General features: G+C 48.6%; 16 protein-coding genes. 7 read left to right on the top strand and 9 right to left on the bottom strand.

Features of this window, described 5'->3' with window-relative positions; genetic code table 11:
- Positions 1-132 precede the first annotated feature (132 nt).
- Together HQ865_RS20125 and HQ865_RS20120 are read right to left on the bottom strand one after the other, a co-directional pair.
- Positions 133-2,556: an ABC transporter permease gene (locus HQ865_RS20125; RefSeq protein WP_173416626.1), complete on the bottom strand. Its 2,424-nt coding sequence runs from the start codon at positions 2,554-2,556 to the stop codon at positions 133-135.
- 50 nt (positions 2,557-2,606) lie between these two features.
- A complete protein-coding gene (locus tag HQ865_RS20120; RefSeq protein WP_173416625.1) occupies positions 2,607-2,765 on the bottom strand; it encodes a hypothetical protein in 159 nt (52 codons plus the stop codon).
- A gap of 68 nt (positions 2,766-2,833) precedes the next feature.
- Between HQ865_RS20120 and HQ865_RS20115 the strand changes: the two genes are divergently transcribed.
- The 6 genes from HQ865_RS20115 (at position 2,834) to HQ865_RS20090 (ending at position 12,036) form a co-directional block, all read left to right on the top strand.
- Positions 2,834-4,819, top strand: a complete 1,986-nt coding sequence (locus tag HQ865_RS20115) for an alpha-L-arabinofuranosidase C-terminal domain-containing protein (RefSeq protein WP_173416624.1) — start codon at positions 2,834-2,836, stop codon at positions 4,817-4,819.
- Between the two features lie 347 nt (positions 4,820-5,166).
- The gene (locus HQ865_RS20110; protein ID WP_173416623.1) at positions 5,167-5,565 is read left to right on the top strand and encodes a zinc-binding metallopeptidase family protein; all 399 of its coding nucleotides are present in this window, start codon (positions 5,167-5,169) and stop codon (positions 5,563-5,565) included.
- A gap of 71 nt (positions 5,566-5,636) precedes the next feature.
- Positions 5,637-8,993, top strand: a complete 3,357-nt coding sequence (gene mfd / locus HQ865_RS20105; RefSeq protein WP_173417864.1) for a transcription-repair coupling factor — start codon at positions 5,637-5,639, stop codon at positions 8,991-8,993.
- A 22-nt stretch (positions 8,994-9,015) separates the two neighbouring features.
- Complete coding sequence (locus tag HQ865_RS20100) at positions 9,016-9,405, top strand: hypothetical protein (RefSeq protein WP_173416622.1); 390 nt, start codon at positions 9,016-9,018, stop codon at positions 9,403-9,405.
- A gap of 219 nt (positions 9,406-9,624) precedes the next feature.
- The gene (locus HQ865_RS20095) at positions 9,625-11,031 is read left to right on the top strand and encodes an IS4 family transposase (RefSeq protein ID WP_173416621.1); all 1,407 of its coding nucleotides are present in this window, start codon (positions 9,625-9,627) and stop codon (positions 11,029-11,031) included.
- Positions 11,032-11,325: 294 nt separating this feature from the next.
- On the top strand, positions 11,326-12,036 hold the full coding sequence (locus HQ865_RS20090; protein WP_173416620.1) for a head GIN domain-containing protein: 711 nt from the start codon (positions 11,326-11,328) through the stop codon (positions 12,034-12,036).
- 205 nt (positions 12,037-12,241) lie between these two features.
- On the opposite strand, the gene HQ865_RS20085 is transcribed toward HQ865_RS20090, so the two are convergent.
- The 5 genes from HQ865_RS20085 to HQ865_RS20065 all read right to left on the bottom strand — a co-directional run bounded on the left by HQ865_RS20085 (position 12,242) and on the right by HQ865_RS20065 (position 18,989).
- Positions 12,242-14,758, bottom strand: coding sequence for an outer membrane beta-barrel family protein (locus HQ865_RS20085; protein WP_173416619.1), 2,517 nt, complete (start codon positions 14,756-14,758; stop codon positions 12,242-12,244).
- Positions 14,759-14,931: 173 nt separating this feature from the next.
- A complete protein-coding gene (gene gldD / locus HQ865_RS20080; protein ID WP_173416618.1) occupies positions 14,932-15,504 on the bottom strand; it encodes a gliding motility lipoprotein GldD in 573 nt (190 codons plus the stop codon).
- Entirely contained in the window at positions 15,501-16,301 is an 801-nt protein-coding gene (locus tag HQ865_RS20075) for a shikimate dehydrogenase family protein (protein WP_173416617.1), read from the bottom strand. The genes gldD and HQ865_RS20075 overlap by 4 nt, the downstream gene beginning before the upstream one ends.
- 254 nt (positions 16,302-16,555) lie before the next feature.
- Positions 16,556-17,122: a DUF1572 family protein gene (locus tag HQ865_RS20070; protein WP_173416616.1), complete on the bottom strand. Its 567-nt coding sequence runs from the start codon at positions 17,120-17,122 to the stop codon at positions 16,556-16,558.
- 205 nt (positions 17,123-17,327) lie between these two features.
- Complete coding sequence (locus tag HQ865_RS20065; RefSeq protein ID WP_173416615.1) at positions 17,328-18,989, bottom strand: UxaA family hydrolase; 1,662 nt, start codon at positions 18,987-18,989, stop codon at positions 17,328-17,330.
- 245 nt (positions 18,990-19,234) lie between these two features.
- Here HQ865_RS20065 and HQ865_RS20060 point away from each other — a divergent pair, with 245 nt between their 5' ends.
- Positions 19,235-20,107 carry an AraC family transcriptional regulator gene (locus HQ865_RS20060; protein ID WP_173416614.1) on the top strand — a complete coding sequence of 291 codons (873 nt, stop codon included), beginning with the start codon at positions 19,235-19,237 and terminating at the stop codon, positions 20,105-20,107.
- Between the two features lie 77 nt (positions 20,108-20,184).
- On the opposite strand, the gene HQ865_RS20055 is transcribed toward HQ865_RS20060, so the two are convergent.
- Positions 20,185-21,417, bottom strand: a complete 1,233-nt coding sequence (locus HQ865_RS20055) for a glycoside hydrolase family 88/105 protein (protein WP_173416613.1) — start codon at positions 21,415-21,417, stop codon at positions 20,185-20,187.
- 116 nt (positions 21,418-21,533) lie between these two features.
- Complete coding sequence (locus HQ865_RS20050) at positions 21,534-23,069, bottom strand: hypothetical protein (RefSeq protein ID WP_173416612.1); 1,536 nt, start codon at positions 23,067-23,069, stop codon at positions 21,534-21,536.
- Between the last annotated feature and the right edge of the window lie 17 nt (positions 23,070-23,086).

The following is a 23,086-nucleotide window of genomic DNA, read 5'->3' as shown; positions in this document are numbered from 1 at the left end:
GGTGCGCGAGCAGCGGCAAATTCTTGCGTACCGTGGTTTTGAATGATGCGGGCAAAGGCCCTGTGCGGCAGAGGAAGCATTAGCGCTGTCTTGATTTTTGGTTCTTTTTATCAAGAAAAAGAACACTCGCGTTTACTCCGTTTTCAAACTCTTTACCGGGTTAGCCAACGCAGCCTTGATGGATTGATACCCGATAGTTAGCGCTGCCACCAGCACGGCGATGCTGCCCGCCGCTAAAAACACCCACCATTGGATATCGATGCGGTAGGCAAAGTCCTGCAGCCACTTGTTCATGCTGTACCAGGCCACCGGGAACGCGATGAGCGAGGCGATGACGATAAGGCGTAGAAACTCTTGCGATAGCATGGCGGTAATGCTGCCGGTTGAGGCGCCTAATACCTTGCGGATGCCGATCTCCTTTACCCTTAGGCGGATCATGTAGGCAGCTAAGCCGAACAAACCCAGGCTGGCGATAATGAGCGCAATCACCGCGAATACCGTAAATATTTTGCCGGTTTGCTGTTCTGATGCATAAAGCGAAGCGAACTGCTCGTTAAGGAATGTGTAGCTGAACGGCGCGTCGGGCTTGAAGTTTTCGTATTGCGATTTGATATCGCCCAGCAGGGCTTTTACGTTGGCGGTTTTTATCCGCAGCAACATGCTGTTGGTACTATGGCCCGATAACAGCATCAGCGGAGCTATTTTTTGCCTGGCAGATGCGTAGTGGAAATCCTGCATCACACCAACCACTTTGTATTTTGCCTTTGCCGACCGCAGTATCGTTTTCCCTACCGGGTCGGAATCGCCCCAGCCGATATCTTTCACTAATGTTTCGTTGACGATAACTGACATCGAATCGCCGGGGAACGAGGGATAAAAGTTGCGCCCCTTGCTCATTTTTATACCCAGGGTAGGCAGGTAGGTATCATCCACATGAAAGATATTGGTATGGATGCCGGCGTGGTTCCCGTTCTTGTCAATCTCCATCGATTGGATCTCGGTACCGTCCACACCGCCGTTTTTACCCGGCACGCTGCTGGATATGGTGGCGTTAACGATCTGCGGGTTACGCAGCAACTGCTGCCTGAACGCGTCGATATTTGTGCCGAGCGTATAGGTGTCGTTCAATACCAACACCTGGTCCTTATCGTACCCCAGCTTTTTGTTTTGCATATAATTTAGCTGCTGGTAAACCACAAAGGTGGCAATAATAAGCAGGGTGGAGATGAAGAACTGGAACACGATCAGTCCACTGCGCAGATAGTTTTTGTTAGCCGGTTTACTACCCGCCGCGCCGCCTTTTAACACGCTGATGATATTGAGTCCAGAGAGTACAAATGCAGGATAAATACCAGCCACAATGCCCACCAAAAACGTAAGCATAAACCCGGCTGTAATGGCTACTGGGTTTAAAAAAGACATGAACCCGATATGTTTTAAGGCCAGGTTATTGAACAATGGTAGTAACAAATAAACGATCAGTAGGGCAAGCAGCATGGCGGCCGAGGTAAGCATGATGGATTCGGTGAGGAACTGCCTGATCAGGCGGCCTTTTTCGGAACCCAGCACCTTGCGGATACCGACTTCCTTAGATCGTTTGGCCGAACTGGCGATGGATAAGTTGGTGAAGTTAATACAAGCCAGCAGCAATATAAACAGGGCCAACGCGCCGAAAATGTATACGTAGTGGATGTCGCCATTGGCCTCCAGCTCGTACTTGGTGTTGGAGTGCAGGTGAATATCTGTAAGCGGCTGCAGGAAGAAGATAAAGCTGTTTACCGATTTGTTGGCTTCGGTCATGCTGATACCCAGATCGTGCGCTATTTCGGGCACTACAAATTTTTGCACCAGTTGAGGGAACGCGGCTTCCAGTTTTTTAGCGTTGGCATTCGGCCTTAGTTTGATGTAGGTGAAGTAGCCCACATTGCTCCAGGTTTGCACCCGGTTATCTACAAAAGGGGCCATGTTTAAAAACGCGTCGGCATGGAAGTGCGAGTTATCAGGCACCTTATCTATCACGCCGGTAACGGTATACAGATCGTTCCCCACGGTAAGCGGCTTGCCGATGGCGCGCTCGGTGCCGAAATATTTTTTGGCGAAGGTGCTGGTAATTACCATGCTGCGCGGCTGGTCCATATAGGTTTTGCTGTCGCCATCAATCAGCGGGATGGAAAACATCGACAGAAAATTGGCGTCGATGAGTTGGATATGCTCTTCCTTAAATTGCTTTTGACCATACTTTACAAACACCGGCCCGCGACCGCTTAGCCGCGTTTCGTCTATCACCTCCGGGTATTGGTCTTTAATGCCCTTCCCTACAGCAACGTCAACCATCGGGTATTCGGTAATGCCGTTATTCTCGATCCCGCGCAAGGCCACGCGGTAAATATTGTCCGACTGATTGGCGTAGCGGTCATAGTTAAGTTCGCTGTGCACGTAGGCGGTGATCAGCATGCAGCAGGCCAAACCTACCGATAAGCCAAAAATATTGATGGATGAAAATACCCGGTTGTTCTTTAAACTGCGCCAGGCAGTTTTGATATAGTTTTTAAGCATGGCGATGTAATTACGCCACGATTCGGTTAAAATCTATGCCATTGATGTAATTATTTGTAAATCAATTTTTTATGTTGATATTTTGGTGTACGAAGCGTATCGTAATCGAACAGTGTTTGTTCGGTTATGGATGGGATAAGGGTGGTATGGGGTTGATTATCATGATGGTGCAGGATGCCTTTCCGCAGCCCGGATATTTGTTTATTCAAAATTTTCCTAAATTAGTATCCGATACAATAATTGTCAAACAGACAATTATTAACCAATAAACCATCCCATGAAGAAGCTACTTACCCCGGCATTATTGCTGTGCCTTGCCGCGAACGCCATGTCGCAATCGCAAAATCCCAAACTTACCTTAGACCTCAGCAAGCCGGGTGTAACAGTTAGCCCCATGTTGTACGGGCTGATGACCGAAGAGATCAATCACTCGTACGATGGTGGCCTGTATGCCGAGTTGATACAGAACCGCATTTTTAAGGATGACCCCAAAGGCCCCGCCAAATGGAGCGTAGTGCAAAGCGGCGGCGGTAAGGGTAGCATCGCGCTTGATGAAAAGCAGGCCATCAACACCGCGCTTACAACCTCCCTAAAACTTACGGTTGATGGCAGCGTCGGGCGCACCGGCATTGCCAACGAGGGTTACTGGGGCATCCCCGTAAAACCGCAAACTACCTACAAGGCATCATTTTGGGCAAAGGCTACCGATGAGGCTGCCGGTCCGCTGACGGTAACGGTTGAGAGCAACGACGGCGCTACCACTTATGCTACAGCTAATGTTGCCCTGACCCGGGGCTCCTGGAAGAAATACGAAGCAACCCTCACCACCGCTGCCGGTGTAAAGCCGACCACGCAGGCCCGCTTTGTCATCACCACTAATCGTGCGGGCACTTATTGGTTCAACCTGGTATCGCTGTTCCCGCCAACTTATAATAACAGGCCCAATGGTAACCGTGCCGATATTATGCAAATTATGGCCGATATGAAGCCGGCCTTTCTGCGTTTCCCCGGCGGTAACTTTTTAGAGGGCGACCTGTTTGCCACCCGCTTCCCCTGGAAGACAACCTTAGGTCCGCTGGAAGACAGACCCGGGCACCCCGGCTGCTGGAGCTACCGCGCATCAGACGGGATGGGCCTGCTGGAGTTTTTAGAATGGTGCGAAGACCTGCACATGGAACCCCTGCTGGCGGTTTACGCCGGCTATACCCTTAAAACCGATTACATGCCTGCCGGCCCCTTCCTGAAGCCTTTTGTTGATGAAGCGCTGGAAGAAATAGAATACGTAACCGGCGATGTAAATACCAAATGGGGGGCGCAACGCGCTAAGGACGGTCACCCCGCGCCGTTTAAACTGCGCTATGTAGAAATTGGTAACGAGGATGGCTTCGATAAATCGCATAGTTACGATGGCCGCTTCACCCAGTTTTATGATGCCATTAAAGCCAAATATCCTAACTTGCAGTTAATATCTACCGTAGGTGGCAAGGATGGCTTAGGTTCGCGCACGCCTATAAAAAGCCGGGTGCCGTTCGCTTTCGATGAGCATTATTACCGTAACGCCTGGCAAATGGAAGAGGATGCTAACCACTACGATAACTACGACCGCAACAGCCCCAAGATATTTGTAGGCGAATGGGCAACCCGCGAGGGCGCGCCGACACCCAATATGAACGCCGCCCTGGGTGATGCCGCCTGGATGAGCGGTATGGAGCGCAATTCAGACCATGTGATCATGTCGTGCTACGCGCCGCTGTTTGTGAACATAAACCCAGGGGCTATGCAATGGAAATCGGACCTGGTGGGTTACGACGCGCTAAACAGTTATGGTTCGCCATCGTACTATGCCCAAAAAATGTTCAGCACCAATGTGGGCGATAAGGTGGTAGCCATAACCGGCGAGAACATCCCTACACAAACCCGCCCCGCCACCAAACGCGATAGTACAGCAGGCATAATCCCCAAACCTATCCCGGCCATGTTTTATGTAGCTACCCGCGATACCAAAACCAATACGCTGTACATTAAGGTGGTAAACGCTTCGGCCAGAGCGCAGGTGGTAACGCTGGACTTTAAGGGCATCACCGGGATAGAAAGAAACGGTACCATCACCGTTTTAAAAGGCGATGGCCCGGAAGATACCAACACCATCGATCAGCCAACTAAAATAGCGCCTGTAACCAAGCCGCTGGTGGCCGTTAACAAAACGTATAGCTGTGCTTTTGATGCTTATTCGGTTAATGTGGTGCAGGTGAAGTTGAAGTAATTTTTGTTTTAAAAAGCACTAAACCCGCGGTAGCACTGGCTATCGTGTTAGTTTTTTAAAATTGCAGGACCCTATGCCCCTGAGGGACTACCTGTTTGTAGAAAACGAAAACCAACAATAGAAAATGCCCACAGCGTGGGCTACCCATAATTAGGTATGCATTGGACGCTTTTATCTTAACAATAAAGAAGCTGATAACGGGTAGCCCACGCTGTGGGCATCTGTAAGTTAAAAAACTTATGCTACAAACAGGCAGCCCCTCCGGGGCATAGAAAAGATGTGTCCCACAATAGTCCCATTGATGAAACGTTTCACCTACTCTTTTTAACCTTCCGAACACCTATGGTATGATATCGCTTGAAATGATTGGCTATTTTAAGGATGGGCCAAAATCGCAACGCTACCCCATTGGCTTACTCTCGGCTTTTTATGGCAACGGGGGTAATTATATCACGCTGGTGAAAAAGTTCGGGGCCGGTAAATTTGCACGATGCTTTTGCCGAAGCTTCCAGTCGGCAAAAGCTATCCGCACCAAAACATTCTCGGCCCCGGCAGCTCTGCCCGGTATCGATTTTTCCGACCATCCGAACTACTGGAAATTCGGCTTCAGCGCCCTGATGATCACCGACACATCGTTTTACCGCAATCCAAACTATCATCAGTCTACTGATACGATGGCAACGCTGGATATTAGCCGCATGGCCGGGGTGATTGACGGTACTTTTAAAGCGCTAACAACATTGTAGCGTAGGGATAACCAGCGAAATCAAACTAATCAACGAAAATCAGCGGTCCAAAAATGTATATTTGCAGCGGTTTGAATATCCGTGATATTTTAGAGCAGTATAAAACTGACGAACGGGTGAGGCAGCTGGCCACCGCGCTGAATGCCGCTAAAAGCCCGAGGGTGCAGGTACGTGGTTTGGTTGGATCGAGCGATGCGACCGTGGCGGTAGCATTGTATTTTTTGCAGCATAAGCCCCAGCTCTACATCCTGCCCGACCGTGAAGAGGCCGGCTTTTTCCAGGCCGATCTGGAAAGCCTGACCGGCAAGGAAGTATTGCTGTTCCCCTCATCGTACCGTAAACCTTTTGAATTTACCCAGCCCGATAGCAGCAACGTTTTGGCCCGCGCCGAAGTGCTGAACGAGTTAACCCACGCTACAGATTTCGGCAAACTCATTGTGACCTACCCCGAGGCCCTGGCCGAAAAGGTGATAGACCGCAACGCCCTGCAAAAAAACACGCTGGAGATTGCCGTTAACAACAAACTTAGCATCGATTTCATCAACGAGTTTTTGGTGGAATACGATTTCGATAGGGTTGATTTTGTGTACGAGCCGGGGCAGTTTTCCGTTCGAGGCGGTATCGTTGATATCTTCTCGTTCTCGCACGAGTTGCCTTACCGCGTGGAGTTCTTCGGCGACCTGATCGAATCTATCCGCACCTTCGAAATAGAAAGCCAGCTATCGGTAGAGCAGGTGAAGAGCATCACCATTGTACCAAATGTGCAGTCGAAGTTTCTGACCGAACATAACATCTCCCTGCTTGAATTTATCGACCCGGCCACCCAGGTTTGGATAAAGGATGTACAGTTTACCTTTGATATTATACAGGACGGCCACAAAAAAGCCAATAACCTGTGGAAGGCGCTCTCGGCCGATGAAAAGAATCAGAACCCGGAATGGATAGACCCCAAGTTCAACTTCACCGATGAGAAACTGATCGCCGATCAACTGCACGATTTTGCCATCATCGAGTTTGGTAAGCAGTTCTTTTATAACGCTGGCACAACCTTAAGCTTCGATATCCGCCCGCAGCCATCCTTTAATAAGGACTTTATGCTGCTGATCCATAATTTTAAAAACAACGAAGCCGACGGCATCACTAATTATATCCTCACCGATTCGGCAAGGCAGGTGGAGCGTTTGTACGCCATCCTTGATGACTTAGATAAAACGGCTAAATTCATCCCGCTCAATATCTCCATACGCGAGGGCTTTGTGGATCTGGAACAAAAGATAGCCTGCTATACCGATCACCAGATCTTTGATCGCTACTATAAATATAAGCTGAAGAAGGGCTACCAGCGCAGCCAGGCTATCACCCTGAAGGAATTGCGCGATCTGAAGCCGGGTGATTATGTTACCCACATAGACCACGGCATTGGCAAATACGCCGGTTTGGAAAAGGTTGAGGTGAGCGGCAAAATGCAGGAGATGATCCGCCTGGTATATGCCGATAACGACCTGCTGTATGTCAATATCAACTCGCTGAACCGCATCAGTAAGTACAGCGGTAAAGAGGGTACCGTACCCAAAATGAATAAGCTGGGTACCGATACCTGGGAGCGGTTGAAGAAAACCACAAAAAAAAAAGTTAAGGACATTGCCCGCGACCTCATAAAGCTGTACGCCCTGCGTAAGGCCCAAAGCGGTAATGCCTTCTCGCCCGATAGTTACCTGCAAACCGAGCTGGAAGCATCATTCATATACGAGGATACCCCCGACCAGGAAAAGGCCACGGCCGATTTTAAAAAGGATATGGAATCGCCGCACCCGATGGACAGGCTCATTTGCGGCGATGTGGGTTTTGGTAAAACCGAAGTGGCCATCCGCGCGGCTTTCAAAGCTGCTGCCGATAGTAAGCAGGTGGCCGTACTGGTGCCAACCACCATCCTGGCCGCCCAGCACCACAAAACCTTTACCGACCGCCTGAAGGGTTTCCCAGTGAATATTGATTATGTGAACCGCTTTAAATCGACCAAGCAGATCAAGGAAACGTTGGAAAAGTTGAAAGAGGGTAAGGTAGATATCATCATCGGCACACACCGCCTGGTGAGCAAGGATGTGAAGTTTAAGGACCTGGGCCTGATGATCATAGACGAGGAGCAGAAGTTTGGCGTAGGCACCAAAGAGAAGCTGAAACAGATGCGCGCCAACGTGGATACGCTTACGCTGACCGCCACGCCGATACCCCGCACGCTGCACTTCTCGCTGATGGGCGCGCGCGACCTTTCCATCATCAGCACCCCGCCGCCTAACCGCCAGCCGGTGGTTACCGAGTTGCATGTGTTTAATGATAAGCTGATCAAGGAATCGGTTGAATACGAACTGGATCGCGGTGGCCAGGTGTTCTTTATCCATAACCGGGTTGCCGATCTGCCGCAATTGGGCGGGCTGATCCATAAATTGGTACCTAAGGCCCGTATCGGTATCGCCCACGGGCAGTTAGAAGGCGACGACCTGGAAGATGTAATGCTGAAATTTGTGAACCACGAATACGATGTGCTGGTGGCCACCACCATTATCGAGGCCGGTTTAGATATCCCTAATGCCAATACCATCATCATTAACTACGCCCACATGTTCGGCCTGAGCGATCTGCACCAGATGCGTGGTCGTGTTGGGCGAAGCAATAAAAAGGCGTTTTGCTATTTGCTGAGCCCGCCCTTATCTACCTTAACATCCGAAGCCCGCAAGCGATTGAGCGCCATCGAAGAGTTCAGCGATTTGGGCAGCGGCTTCAATGTGGCCATGCGCGACCTGGACATCCGCGGCAGCGGTAACCTGCTGGGTGCCGAGCAAAGCGGCTTTATTGCCGAAATAGGTTTTGAGATGTATCACAAGATTTTGGACGAGGCCATACAGGAGCTGAAAGACGACGAGTTTAAAGATGTATTCCCTGAGGATAAACCGCGGCCATATATCACCTTTACGCAGATAGATACCGACCTGGAGATCCTCATCCCCGATGAATATGTAACCAATATCGGCGAACGCTATAACCTTTACACCGAACTATCCAAGCTGGAAAACGAAGCCGAACTGCGCGCCTTTGAACAGCAGCTGAAAGACCGCTTCGGCCCTATCCCGCTACAGGTAACCGACCTGCTGAATACCATGCGCCTGCAATGGCTGGGCAAGGTGATCGGCTTTGAAAAGATATCGCTGAAGAAGAATGTGCTGCGTGGTTACTTCATCAGTAACCAGCAATCGCCCTATTTTGAAACTGCCGCGTTCAATAACGTACTTACCTATCTGCAATTCAATCATCGCAGGGCAAATCTTAAGGAGATAAAGGGCAGCCTGCGTTTAAGTATTGAGAACGTGTATAGCATTACCGATGCGGTTAGTTTGCTACAGGAAGTTGCGGGGGCGGTGGATATACAGTAAGCTTAAATGCTTATATTAGTATATGTGTTTACGGTACCGATATATCCTTTGCCTGTTAACAGTCGGGTTTTTTATTACATCCTGTAAAGAGAAATTCCACAACATCGATCCGCAAAAATTTAACGAGCAAATAAAATATAAGGCAGATATAAAAACGGCTGCCGATTTGATTTGCGTGTACGATACTACTTTAAGGAATTGTGGCGAGGGAAATTTGTCTGTCCGGGTAAAGCATCTTGAAAACAACAGGCAGGAAATTACCGCTATTGAAAACATCAACGACGACGATGAAATAAAAGCCCGAAAAATTGTGATGGTAGCGGAATATGTGGGGCAGCATTGGCTGGTTTCAGATATTAAATACAATTGGAAGAACCGGCCGGGTTACGGGTACGAAGATTGGGGTATTTAAAAACTGGTTCCCATTGCCTGTGTCTCCACCATAGCCGTTAACTTAAGGATTTTCAGAAAGATTTTTTTTGAGATAGTGGCGTGAGATGGCTCCGCCGGTGGGCGAAACCTATTAGATTTTCCCATATTTGTTTGATTATTTTTTATTAAAAAGGGCGGTTTGTTTTCGAGGCAATTACCGCCCTTTTCTTACATAAAGATAACTTTTTTTTGAAAAAAGGTGTCATTTTCTTCGGGAAAAGCTCCTTTTATCTTCAGCCGCGACGCATTTGTTGATGGCATTATCACGCCCTTACAGGACAGTATTACTAATACGCTTGATCGCGACAAACTTGATGTGTTTGCGCGGCAAAGCGGATTTCTGCAACGGAGGTCCAAGCTTAAACCCGACGAGTTTATCGATACATTGATGTTCAGTGGTCTTGATCATGGGCAACTCAGTTTGCAGGACTGCTGCAACGACCTGGCCCGGCAGCACCAAACCGCTCTTAGCAAAGTCGCATTACATAAGCGGTTCAATTCAAAGAGCCTGAACTTCCTCAAGCTTGTGCTGGCCGAACAACTCTCATCCAGGCTGAATATCAAAGGGACGGACGACTGGCAGCCGTTTTCACGGGTAGTGATCGCCGACTCCTGCAAGTTTTCTCTGCCGGCACAATGCAAGGATGACTATCCCGGTTTTACAAACTTCGGCAATGTATCATCCATTATGAATATCCAATATGCTTTTGATATCAAAAACGGGGATTGGGAAAACCTGGAATTGACCAGGGCTACCGAAAATGACCAAAGTCATTCCAAAAAAACACTGCACCGTATTGGCAGGGGGGAGTTGCATATCCGCGACCTGGGCTTTGTTACTCCATCATACCTCAGAAAAGTGGTGAGTGAACAAGCCTTTTTCCTCAATCGCTTACATCCGCAATGGAAACCCCTGCAGCATGGTTCGGGCAAGCCTGTCGATTGGGCGGCGCTCCACCAAAAAATGAATCGCAGCGGGAAATTGCAGTTCGAAACAATGGTTACTATCGGAACCGGGGAGGATGGCTTCAACTGCCGCCTGATCGCTGTTCCCGTACCGGAACAGGTATGGGCCGAACGGATACGGATAGCTCAACAAAGAGCCAAAAGCCAGAAGGTCGCTCTTTCCGATGAATATAAGTCTCGTTGCCGGTTCAGCATATTTATTACAAATACGCCGATAACCACCCTTAAAGCCGCGGAAGTCATTCAACTATATCGTTTAAGATGGCAGATCGAACTCGTGTTCAAGACCTGGAAATCGCTGCTTGCCATCCATAAGGTAAGGGCTGCCAGGACTGAAAGGCTGGAGTGTCAACTGGTCGCCAAATTTATCTGGATATTTATCAACTGGAAGATATTCCGCTTTGTCGATTCCGTCATTCGGAAAAACCAGCCGGCCTACGCCCTTTCCATTTGGAAATTCTTTAAACATGCCCGCCTTAATAGCCAAGTCATCAGAAGTGTGGTTGCCGGTGAATTACCATTAAAAGATTGGTGGGAAAGGTTCCTTTTTCCAATTATAAAAAGTCTGTTGATCGAACCGAAAAAAGGAAAAAAGGCAGCTTTTGAAATTGTCTATGAGGTCTTTAAGAACTTAAGTTAACGGCTATGGTGTCTCCACAGGCAATTATAATGGCCATGGCTGTTCGTGAGACACGAATAGCGGTGATGAAAATTCTAAAAATCAAGGGCTTGTGCGATTCCCTCCCACCGGAAGGGTGTAGGGAGGGGTTTATACGATATCACATAGTGGCTAAACCCCTCCCTGCTATCACACAACCTATCGCACCCCTCCCAGGGGGAGGGAACTAAAAGCCCCCTCCAATTATTTTTATAAGTTTTGTAACCATTCGCGTTTTCCTTGCGTCTTATCATCACAACAAAACTTAAATTAACCATGAAAACACTGACTAAGATCTTATTTACCGCGTTGCTGCTGGCGGGTTTCAACAGCGCTTTCGCCGATACGGAAGACCGTCATCTTTCGGGTTTCCACGCTATCAGCGTAATGGGTTCGTTTGATGTATATGTTACCCAGGGGCCGTCTGAATCGGTTAAGGTGGAAGCGCCTGCCGATGTAATGAGCAAGATCATTACCGAAGTTAAGGGTGATGTATTAAAGGTGCGCAATAAGGACGATAACTTTAACTGGCGCAACCTTTTTAGCAGCAACAACCACAAAAAAATTGTGATCTACGTTACCGTAAAAGAAGTGCACGATATTAGCCTGTCGGGTTCTGGCGATGTATTTTTTAAGGAAGGTATCAACGCGCCAAAACTGAGCTTAAGCATCAGTGGTTCTGGCGATGTATTGGGTAAGGTGAACGTGAAAAGCCTGGAGAGCAGCATCAGCGGTTCGGGCGATATCAAATTATCAGGCAACGCCGAAACTTCTACCATCAGCACCAATGGTTCGGGTGATTTTAGCGGCCGCGACCTGGTTACTGTAAATACGATGGTACGCATCAGCGGCTCTGGCGACGCCAGCGTAAATGCCTCGCAAAAGGTAGATGCCCGTGTAAGCGGTTCAGGCGATATCCGTTATACCGGCGGCGCAACCCAGGTATCAAGCCATACCTCGGGCAGTGGCAGCGTGCACAAGTTTTAATATTGGATAGAACATACAGAGCAAAGGCCCTTGCGGATTCCGCAAGGGCCTTTGCTCTGTATTGGACTCACCCGGTCGTTGCTTCGCCCGACCACCCTCTCTCCGCTGCGCGGAAAGAGGGACTATGGTTATCCGATACAGTTCCTGCCCTCTTTCCGCGCAGAGAGGGCCGACCAGCGAAGCGCTGTCGGGGGGAGTCTTCGGACTACAGCTTTCCGCCGCCATTGCCACCCTCATCAGGGTTGCCGCCCATATCATCGCCGTTATTACCGTCCTTTTTATCCTTTTTGCCTTTCTTCTTGTTACCATCATCAGGCGCCGAACCAAAGCGGTAAGATAAGGTAACCTGCATGGTGCGGGTTTGGAAGCGGCGCACCGATTCGGAATGTATGGAAGCTGTACCCGCCATATAATCAATGTTCGACCCGAATTTGCGGCTGTTGAAGATATCGCGTACGTTGGCGCTCAGGTTAAGCGCTTTAGTGATATCGTATTTCAGGCCGCCATCTAAACCATACATGGCACGCTGTTTACCCTGGCTGATCACCTGCGGTGCGTTGTAATCGCCGCGTAATTGTACACCCAGTTTTTTTGCAGGCTTAATGTTGGCGGTCAGGTTACCGTTCCAGGCAAAGCCCGATGTGCTGTTAAGGCCAAACTGTGGCGCGGCCTGCAGGTAGCTGTAGTAGGCGTTAACGTTGGCGGTGATATCTAAATTTTGCGTGGCATTTACCTTGCCGATCAACTCAAAACCACTGTTTTGCGAACTGGTGATATTCTCTGAATGCAGTACCACAACGGTAGTAGAATTGTTATACGGCGTGCGCACCCGCTGGATATTATCGTTAGTGATGCGGGTATAAAGCGATGAGGTAAGTGTAACCGACTTCCAGTAGTTGATGTAGCTTAACTCGAACGAGTGGGTGTCCTCCGGTTTCAGCGTAGGCGTACCCTGCTGGTAGTTATACGGGTCGCTGGTATCTAAAAACGGCGAGATCTGCCTGTCTCGCGGGCGACTTACCCGACGTGTATAGCTGATCTGTAAAGTTTGGTTTTCCGACAATTTATCGCTCAGGAAAATACTTGGGTACACCCTAAAGTAGTCTTGCCCGTTGGCAACATTACCTTCACGCAACAGGGTACGGATATGGGCGCTCTCGGCACGTAAACCAACTTGTACGCCAAACTGGCCAAATTGCTGCTGATAATTGCCATATACGGCGTGCACCTGTTCCTTGTATAAAAAGTGGTTGGTCAGGCGGCCATCAGGTACATAGCTGGTACCCAACAGGCTGTCCACATCATTGTGGCTATCGTTTTGGGCAAATGTGCTGCGGTAACCCAGTTCAATTTTGTTGTTATTGCTTAATGGTTGGGTATAATCGGTTTGCAGGTTAACATTATAGCCCTGCTCGCCGTTTACATTAATTTGCTTGCGCAGGCGGTTTGATGGTGTTGGCTGATAAACGTTGTAAGCGATGGTTTGATAATCATCGGCGTCTTCGTGGCCTGTAGAATAACCCACGTTTGCGGTTAGTTCGCCTTTTTTGTATTTGCGGTCAAAATCGGCATTGTAATCCAGGTTGCGGTTACCATGGGTGAACGAGCTTGCATCCTGGCTGGTCAGTTGCTTCAGCGCGCCGGTAGGGCCATCGATGATACGGGTATCGCCAAACTGGAAGCGGTTACGGTTACGCAGGTTAGCATTGCCCGAAAAACTCAGCGTGGTTTTAGGATCGAGGTTGATATCGATACCCGCGCGGATATTGTTCGAGTTAAAATCGAAGCTTTGGTCGGCAATTTGGTTTTGGAAAGTGGTGCCAATGCCCGGGCCGGTAGTTGTTCTGTTGGTAAAGCCATTGCCGGTACGCTGCGCCTTGCGGTAGCTGTAGTTAGCATACAGGTTTATTTTTTGTGTTTGATAGGCAATGTTGGCACTGCCGTTAACCGATTTCTGGTTACCAACCGATCCGCTTACCGAGCCATTCATGCCTAAACGGGCATTCTTTTTCAGTACGATGTTGATGATACCCGATTGTCCTTCGGCATCGTATTTTGATGACGGGTTGGTGATCACCTCTATATTCTCGATAGCGCTGGCGGGGATAGATTGCAAAATATCGGCCATGCTGCTGCCGGTTAACGCCGATGGCTTACCGTTGATGAGCACCCGCACATTGCTGGTACCGCGCAGGTTAAGGTTGCCATCCACATCCACCTGTACCGATGGTACGTTGTTCAGCAAGTCGGTAGCGGAACCGCCCTGGCTCACCAGGCTTTGATCTACACTGAAAACTTTCCGGTCTACACCCAGTTGTATCTGGCTGCGCTGGGCTTTAATGGCTACTTCCTTCAGTACACCTTTGGTTTGGCCAAGCTTAATGGTGTTTAATACGTAAACGCGTTTACGCGGACTGATGTTGATGCTATCTTTAGTATAAGTAGCATACCCCACATAAGTGGTGCGCAGCAGGTATAGGCCATCGGGAAGATTATCGAGTTTAAAATTGCCCTGCAAATCGGTTTGGATGCTTTTGGCGGGCAGGTTATCGGCTTTTTTTAATAAGGTTACGGTTGCAAATTCAAGCGGCTGGTTGGTGCCGGCATCAATTAACTTACCCGTGACCGAACCCTTAACCGCGGCGCCCTGCTGTGCAAAAACAGATGCGGCGCAAAACAATAGTAAAACCGTGACAAGGTTTAAAAAGTGCTTAAAATTCATCCCGCAAAAATCAACGTTTAAACGTGCTTTTGCCACACTGTCATTGTAACTTTATTGCTAATTATTTAATGTGCAAATGTGCGTATATGCAAATGTGCAGATGCTTGTATGGTTCTTCATTTGCACATACGCACATTTGCATATCTGCACATTCATGTGCATTTGCACACTCATCACTTCCAGCGGAAGCTTTTGATCATCACATTCACATCTTTTTTCACAAAATCTAACACGGGTTGTATCGAATCCATACGGGGTTCAACGTTAAAATATAAGGCACCGCGAATGTAATTTTTAGCGCTGTCTGTTAAAAAAAACTGGGCCGATGAAGCAACGTTACCCTCGATGGTATAATATACGCCGTACACTTTGTAAAATGGAGAGTTGATGGTGCTCTGATCGATAGAGGTGGCCTTCACCGTATGTTTTGATGCCAGTTTGTAAGCATCTTCGGTTAACATATCAAACATTTTTTTCGATTCGATATGCTCGTAGGTAAGGTGCAGCGTGCCGTTAAACTGCGGGAATTGGACGTTAAACCAGCAGGGTTTGTCGGGTGCTTTGCGATCGGGTTCTATAACCGCGTATTTGGGGTATTGAAAGATGATAGGGCAGCCGCCGGTATATTCCTGGTACTCCCTTTTAGGGAACGGAATGCGGAAGTAACCGCGGGGTTTTGGTGCGTAATCGTGTCCGCCGCAGGCAGCTAATAATCCGGCTAATAGGAGCAGCAGGGTTAACCTCATTGTACCACCTCGTTTGATTTCCAGATCTCCCACGATTTCTCGGCCTGTAGCACCAACATTTCGAAACCGTTTTTGGTGGCCGCGCCGCGTTCGTGCCCCTGTTTCAGGAACAACGTTTGCTCGGGGTTATAGATCAGGTCGTATAGTAAATGGTGTTCGGTAATGTATTCGTAGGGGATAGGCGGGCATTCGTGAATGTTTGGCGATGTACCCAGCGGGGTAGTGTTAATGATGAGCGTATGGTCTTCCATCATTTTTTTGGTGAGTTCGCTATACAGCATGCTGTCGCGCTCGCGCTTGCGGGTAACCAGTTGATAGGGGATCTCCAGTTTATCAAGCACGCATTTTACCGCGCGCGCCGCGCCGCCATTGCCTAACAATAAAGCGCGTTTATGGTGATGGTGCAATAATGGTTTCAAAGAATGCTCGAAGCCGTAAACATCGGTATTAAAACCCTCCAGTTTAAAATCATGGTCCTGTATACCCACTTCGCCACTGAATGCCGCCAGCACAGGGCTTTCGGCCGAGATGCGGATACAGTTTACCGCGCCCACCTCCTTTGCCTCGTCGCTTATCCAATCCATATAACGTACCACGCCTATTTTGTGGGGAACGGTTACATTCAAACCGCAAAGTTTGGTGTTAGCGCGCAGCAGATCGGGAAAATTATCCAGGTTCTTCAGTTCAAAAAGTTCGTAAACATGGTCCTCAATGTTTTCCGTTTTAAATTTTTCGGTAAAGTATTTGGCTGAAAAAGAATGCGTGAGCGGATAGCCGATAAGCCCGTATTGTTTCATGCTGTAATAATAACAAAAACAAAGAAACGGTTTAAAAAAGGGATGTCAAAGGAAATATAGATACGAATGTCTCATTACTTAATCACATAGAAGTTATTATGCCGGTTTTTCATTGCCGTTGACTTTAGTCAACGGATTGGAGCTTGCAACATGGTGGCTTTAGCCGAATTAAACAACTTGGGTTTGGCTAAAGCCAGATCATGATAGCCCGTAGACCGTCCCATAAACAGGGCGGCAATGAATAAAAAGCCTTGCTACTTCTTAATCCCATCCGTAAAAAAGCCCGGCTTCTTATCGGCCGAAAATTTATCCTTGTTATAAGCATTGGATTTTCCTTTTGGGATGGTTAGCGATTGCCATTCGGTATCTGATATCATTTTAGCAGCGAACACCATCTGGCCCACATGATAGGGCAAGTGCGCCAATTGGCGGTTGATGGCTTCCAGTACCGTGTGCCCCTCGTTACGGATATAAACGATACGGCCCAGGTCGGTGCCAACCAATGGGTCGATAGCATCGAACAGGCATTGCCAGCCGCGTTCCCACAGGTCGAGGATTTGCTGCTTGTTCATGGCCGTATCCTCAAACTCCTCATCGCGGTCGCGCCATTGTTTTTCCCCGTCCGAGTTTAAAAAATCCGTCCAGCGGGATAGCGAATTACCGGCAATGTGCTTGATGATAACGGCAATGCTATTGGAATCATCGTTATACTGCCAGTGTAGCCCCTGCTCATCAACCCGGCTGATGACCGCATCGCCCAGGGATTTATAGTAGCGGAATAGTTTTTTGGTACTGTCGAGGTAGTTATCGGTGCTGTCCATTAGCTTTGAGTTTTTTAAGAACAATCAAATTTAATGGATATTACGGGGATGTTTGTGAAAAGGTTGGTAGATGATAAACCAATGAAGCACGAATGCATTTGATATCCCAGACAATTTATCGAATTACACGAATTAAGAACGGAGAGGTTCAATTCGTGTAATTCGATAAATCATTTGCCACTCGATAATAATTCGTGCCCTTAAATTACAACGATACCCCCCGCTTCCACGGAATAAAATCATCCTGCCCCAACTGCACTGCCTTAGGCTGCGCGTTGCCGCTGGCCACATCTATAATGTAATCCAGTATACGGTCGGCGTTTTGGGGGATGGTTTCGGTGCCTTCGATGATGGTGCCGCAGTTGATATCGATAATATCGGGCATACGGTCGAATATGCGGGTATTAGTAGATAGCTTAATGACCGGCGTTACAGGGTTGCCGGTTGGCGTACCCAAACCAGTGGTGAACAGCACAATGTTGGCGCCCGATGCTACCTCGGCTGTGGTGCTTTCTACATCGCTGCCGGGGGTACAAAGCAGGTTAAGGCCAGGCTGGGTTACTTTCTCCGGGTAATCCAACACAGCCGTTACCGGCGAGTTGCCGCCCTTTTTTGCCGCGCCGGCTGATTTAATAGCATCGGTGATCAACCCATCGCGGATATTGCCGGGTGATGGGTTGGCATAAAAGCCCGAGCCGGATTCCTCGGCGCGCGCGTTATAGGTTTGCATCAGTTCTATAAAACGCTTAGCGGTAGGTTCATCTACACAGCGGTCGCTCAGTTCCTGCTCAACCCCGCACAGTTCGGGAAATTCGGCCAGGATCACCGAGCCGCCCATGGCTACCAGAAGATCGGATACGTAACCGACTGCCGGGTTGGCCGAGATGCCCGAAAATCCATCAGAGCCACCACACTCCAAACCGATACATAGTTTGGATAGGGGAGCTGGCTGGCGTTCGGTTTTATTAGCTTCTATCAGTGCGGCAAAGGTGCGTTTGATGGCCTTTTGCATCAGGGCTGTTTCGGTGCCTTCCTTTTGTTGTTCCAGGATAATGAGCGGCTTTTTGAAATTTGCATCGCGTTTTTTGATCTCGGCAGTAAGGATGCTGGCCTGCGCATGCTGGCAGCCAAGGCTTAAAACGGTAGCGCCCGCCACGTTGGGATGGGTGATATACCCGGCCAATAAGCCACAAAGCGCGTCCGAATCGCTGCGGGTACCGCCGCAACCTAACTGGTGGTTCAGGAATTTTATACCATCGATATTAGGGAACAGGCGTTTGCCATTTTTGCCCTCGGGGGTATCGGTGATATCGGCATTCAGGATCTCTTCAACCGTACGGCCGCTTTTGTACAGATCTATCAGTTGCTCCACATCCTGCTCGTAAGCTTTTTCCTTTTTATAGCCCAGCTTTTCAACAAAAGCTTGCTTCATTACGTCAACGTTGCGGTTTTCGCAAAAAACAAGCGGGATCACCAGCCAGTAGTTGGCCGTGCCCACCGAACCATCGGCACGATGATAGCCCATAAAGGTTTTACTCTGCCAATTGCTTGTATCGGGTTTGGCCCAATCCAGGCGGCGCTCATCTAAATGGAACCCACCGGAAGCATGCTCCAGGTTTTTTACCGACAAAGCTTCGCCCTGCATTACCAGTTGCGTGGTTTTGCCCACCAGCACGCCGTACATATAAACCGGGCTGCCCGCGGGCATGGTACCGGTTGCAAATTTGTGCTTGGCCTGCACATCGGTAGTTAAATTAAACAGGTGACCGTTAAAACTGATAGGGGTATCTTTCAGCAGATCTTTTAATGCTACCAGTACATTATCGTTAGGGTGTATTTGTAAAAAGGTATTTGTTGTGCCGGACATTTGACAGGTATAGATTTCTGTAATAGTTTTTAAATAAATAACCGACCCATACACACCTGCTTAACAATTAAACAAGCCGTATTTACAATACAAATACTTTAAGAATGGTTTATAACAAGTGTTTATGATCAGTATTACAAAGAAAACAGGCTGCCGTTTTTAAAAATTATTTGTATTAACATTGTTATAAGTTATTTTGGCATATAAATTATTATATTTACGCTACCGATTGTAAATAAAGCTTAATGAAACCACAGTTGCTTAAAGTATCTACCGGCCCGGCGCACTCCTTTAGCGTGCGGCAGGACCTGGTGCCTTATATTAATAACCGCTGGCATTATCATCCCGAGGTAGAACTGATCCACTTTAAAAAGGGGACGGGCACACAGTTCATTGGTGATAGCATTAAACAATTTCGCGCGGGTGATATTGTGTTGGTGGGTTCGCAACTGCCGCATTACTGGCGCTTTGACGACGGCTATTTTACCGAGGACACCAGCCTTACCGCCGATGTGCGCGTAGCCCACTTTAACGAGAACTTCTGGGGCACGCAATTTTTACAGCTGCCCGAAAACAAGGGCATGCGTACCATCCTCGAGAAATCTAAACGGGGCGTACAGATAGTAGGCAAAACTAAAAAGGTAGTGGCCGAATTACTGGAACGTATGCTAAAAGCCGAGGGTACCGAACGCATTATCCTGCTGATGGAAGCGCTGGACGCCATAGCAGGTTGCAACCAGGTGATCATGTTGTCGTCCATTGGCTTCCGCCATAATTTTGAAGAATCGGAGAACGACCGGATTAACGCCATTTACGAATACTCGCTGGCTAACTTTAAAAATAAGATCCATCTGGAAGAAATTGCCGGTGTGGCCATGATCAGTCCCAACTCGTTTTGCCGCTACTTTAAATCGCGCACACGCAAAACCTATTCGCAGTTTTTAATTGAGATAAAGGTAGGGCATGCCTGCAAGCTTTTGATCGACAACAAACTAAGCATTAAACAGCTTTGTTACGAGAGCGGCTTTAATAATTTCGCCAGCTTCCATAAGTATTTTAAGCAGATAACGGGAAAAAGTCCGCTGATCTATCAGAAGGAGTTTATGCAGGCGTCTTAAGTAGAGATTGGTGATCAGTTAATTAGAGATTAGTGCCTGTTTTGCTTCACACTAATCTCTAATCACTAATTAACTGATCACTTACCAGCCGCCGCTTTCCTGTCAAACTTCACCAGTTCCGAACCAGCTAATAGCAGCGCTCCCAAACCGTGCGTATCGTTCAATGCCGTAGGACGGGTGTAGTAAAACTTAATCGCCTCATCCATATTGGTACCGATGCATACATCCTGCAATTGACCATCAGGCGTGATCTTGGTTAATAAACCCTTCCAACCTTCGCGGGCGATAGATATGTATTTCTCGTTGATCCAGCCCTCGTTTACCGCGGCCGCCACAGCGTAAGTATACATCGCCGTTACCGATGTTTCTAAATAAGAATCTGGCTTATCCAGCAATTGGTGCCACAAACCGGTTTGATCCTGGTAGCGGGCGTAACCAACAATCTGGCGCAGTAACAGGCGGATCAGCTCAGCGCGTTTTGGGTGATTGGCGGGCAGGTTTTTTAACAGTTCTACCTGCGCTACGGCTATCCATCCATTGCTGCGGCCCCAGTGGCCAACGCCATTCATTTCCACATCGCTATAGTAGTTATGCCAGTAAAGGCTGCTTGGCGCATCGTACAGGTATTTGTTAAAGTTTTCTATCTGCTTAATAGCATCGTCAAAATATTTGCTGTCGCCGGTTAGCTTACCCATGCGGGCCAGAAAGGGTACGCTCATATAAGTGTCATCAGCCCAGATGGTCATGTAGCGCGGCTGCGGGCGCGATAAAGTACCATCGGGCAGGCGCAGTTGCTTATGCAGGATATAATCGGCCGCACGATCAAGGTAAGCGCTGTAATCTTTACGTTTGGCCAGCACATTGGCATCCATCAAGCCTGCCGACATGGCCCCGCAGGCATCCAAATTACCGATAGCGAATACGGCGTTATACTCCGGCTTTTGCTTGGTTTTATAAATAGCCTCGAAATAGGGCAGGTTATCAAAAATAAAGCTGTAATTGTGCAGGGTATAGTCAGAGTACTTTTTGTCGTTCAGCACGCCGGCCATTTCCATCATACCGGTAGCCAGTACGCCGTTTACGTAGGCCCATTTGTTATAGGTGCTTTCGGCTTTAACATCAACACTTGGGGCAAGGCCTTTGGTACTTTCGTACTGTTGTTTGGTTTTACTGTCTACAAATTTGTAGCTGGTTTTTTGGATAATGTTATCCGCCACGCGGCGCATAACTTCTTCTGTACTTGCCGCGTTTTGCTGCCCGTAAGCAATGGTAGTGCAGGCAAGGGCGATGAGGGTAATTGTTTTTTTCATTTTTTGGTTTTACTATAAAGTTTCGTCATCGTGAGCGATAGCGAACGATCCCCGATTAGCAGAGCTGCTCTTTATGCCGGGGATTCTTCGCTATCGCTCAGAATGACGGGTTAATTTCACTTCAAATGTCTCGCCTTAAACTGTGCCATATATAACGATGCCGGCGCCAGGCCATCTTTATTCATACCTTCCCATTCGCCATCCATACGGCCTTTAAAGCTGCCTTCGGCATGTTTACCTTTAAAGCCGATGTTATAATTGGTACCGCTTACCCATGGCTTTTGCACGGCGGCAGCCTTGGCGGTACAGTTCCACAATACCTGTGTAACGCCCGACCAGCCATGCCCGCTGCCCATCCATTGGCGGTCTTGCACGTTGATCTCGCCGTCCGACGATATATTATCGTACAGCGTACCCACAGCCCAGCGATGATGCGGGCCGATATCGGCATGTTCGTTTTTGGCGGAGGAGTTATAAAATACGTTCGGACCGCAAACGCGTGCGCCGGTTACAAAATCGTGACGGCCGTCTTCGGCGTGGTTATTCATAAACAGGTTTAACTGACCAACATTATTAAACGAGTAGCGGCGACCACCGGTGATCTGCGATTTGGCATCCAAACACTTGCAATCGGTAACCGTAATATTGCGCGAGCCGCCTTCGGTGCTTACACAGGCATAGCCGAAGTAGTACGAGGTAACGTGGCGCACCCAGCCGTTCTCGATGTTGGAATAACCGATGGCGATCCAGCCATGGTCCTCGTCGGTATCATTGGCGTACTCCGATTCGATGCGCATATTCTCTACACCCACCTCTTTGATACGGCCCGGTGTACTGTATTTGTAGATGCCGCCGCCGCCGTATTTGGTTTCCATCTCCATCACCACGGGGTTATCCATAAAAATTTTATTGCCTTCTATTTTGCTGATGTTGCGCTCGAAATGCAGGTCGTACTCGCCGGCTTTCCATTGCTTGGTGCCACCGGTCTTGCGTTCTTCTATCTGGTCCATCTTCAGGTCGTGGATCCAGTTTTCGGTACTGGGGCGGTACAGGATAATGCGGTCGCCAACCTTTAAACCAACTGTTGATGCCACATTGAACGATTTTGCACCGGTAGGCACAAAATCGTCGGTGATCTTAATTTTTTCGCCATCAGGTTTAATGCCCTTTTTGCCCACTACGTTGATCAGGCTGCGCTGCCCCTTGCCCGATGCGACCAGCACGGTACCGTCCTTACCTTCGCCCTCGCCGCGCAGCACAATGCCGCTGCCATGAATGGATATACTGTCGGGAATTTTATAAACACCTTTTTTAAACAGGATGGCGCCGCGGATACCGTTAGCATTCTCAGGCATTTTTAATACCTCGTTAATGGCATCCTGTATCAGTTGCTTGGCATCGCCGCTTTTGGGGGCTTCGATGGTTTTTACAACCGGCACATCGGGGATGGGCGCATCCTGCTCGTGGTAGCCCACGCGGCTAAAATCGGGGATGGTATTGCCTTTGGCATCCGGGTGATAGGTAAGCGAGCCATCGGCATTTTGGGTAACGAATTTCGATTGCCACGGGTCGCGGTTGCCGGTTTTAAAAGCCGTTGCGGCCAGTGCCGTTAGGCCGATCAGGGCTGCAGTTGTGCGTATGTTTTTTCTCATTATCATTGGTTTCAATA

It is taken from the genome of Mucilaginibacter mali, assembly GCF_013283875.1.
Lineage (GTDB): Bacteria > Bacteroidota > Bacteroidia > Sphingobacteriales > Sphingobacteriaceae > Mucilaginibacter > Mucilaginibacter mali.
The sequence above is the reverse complement of the archived record's forward strand: the minus strand, read 5'-3'. Positions and strand labels throughout refer to the sequence as shown.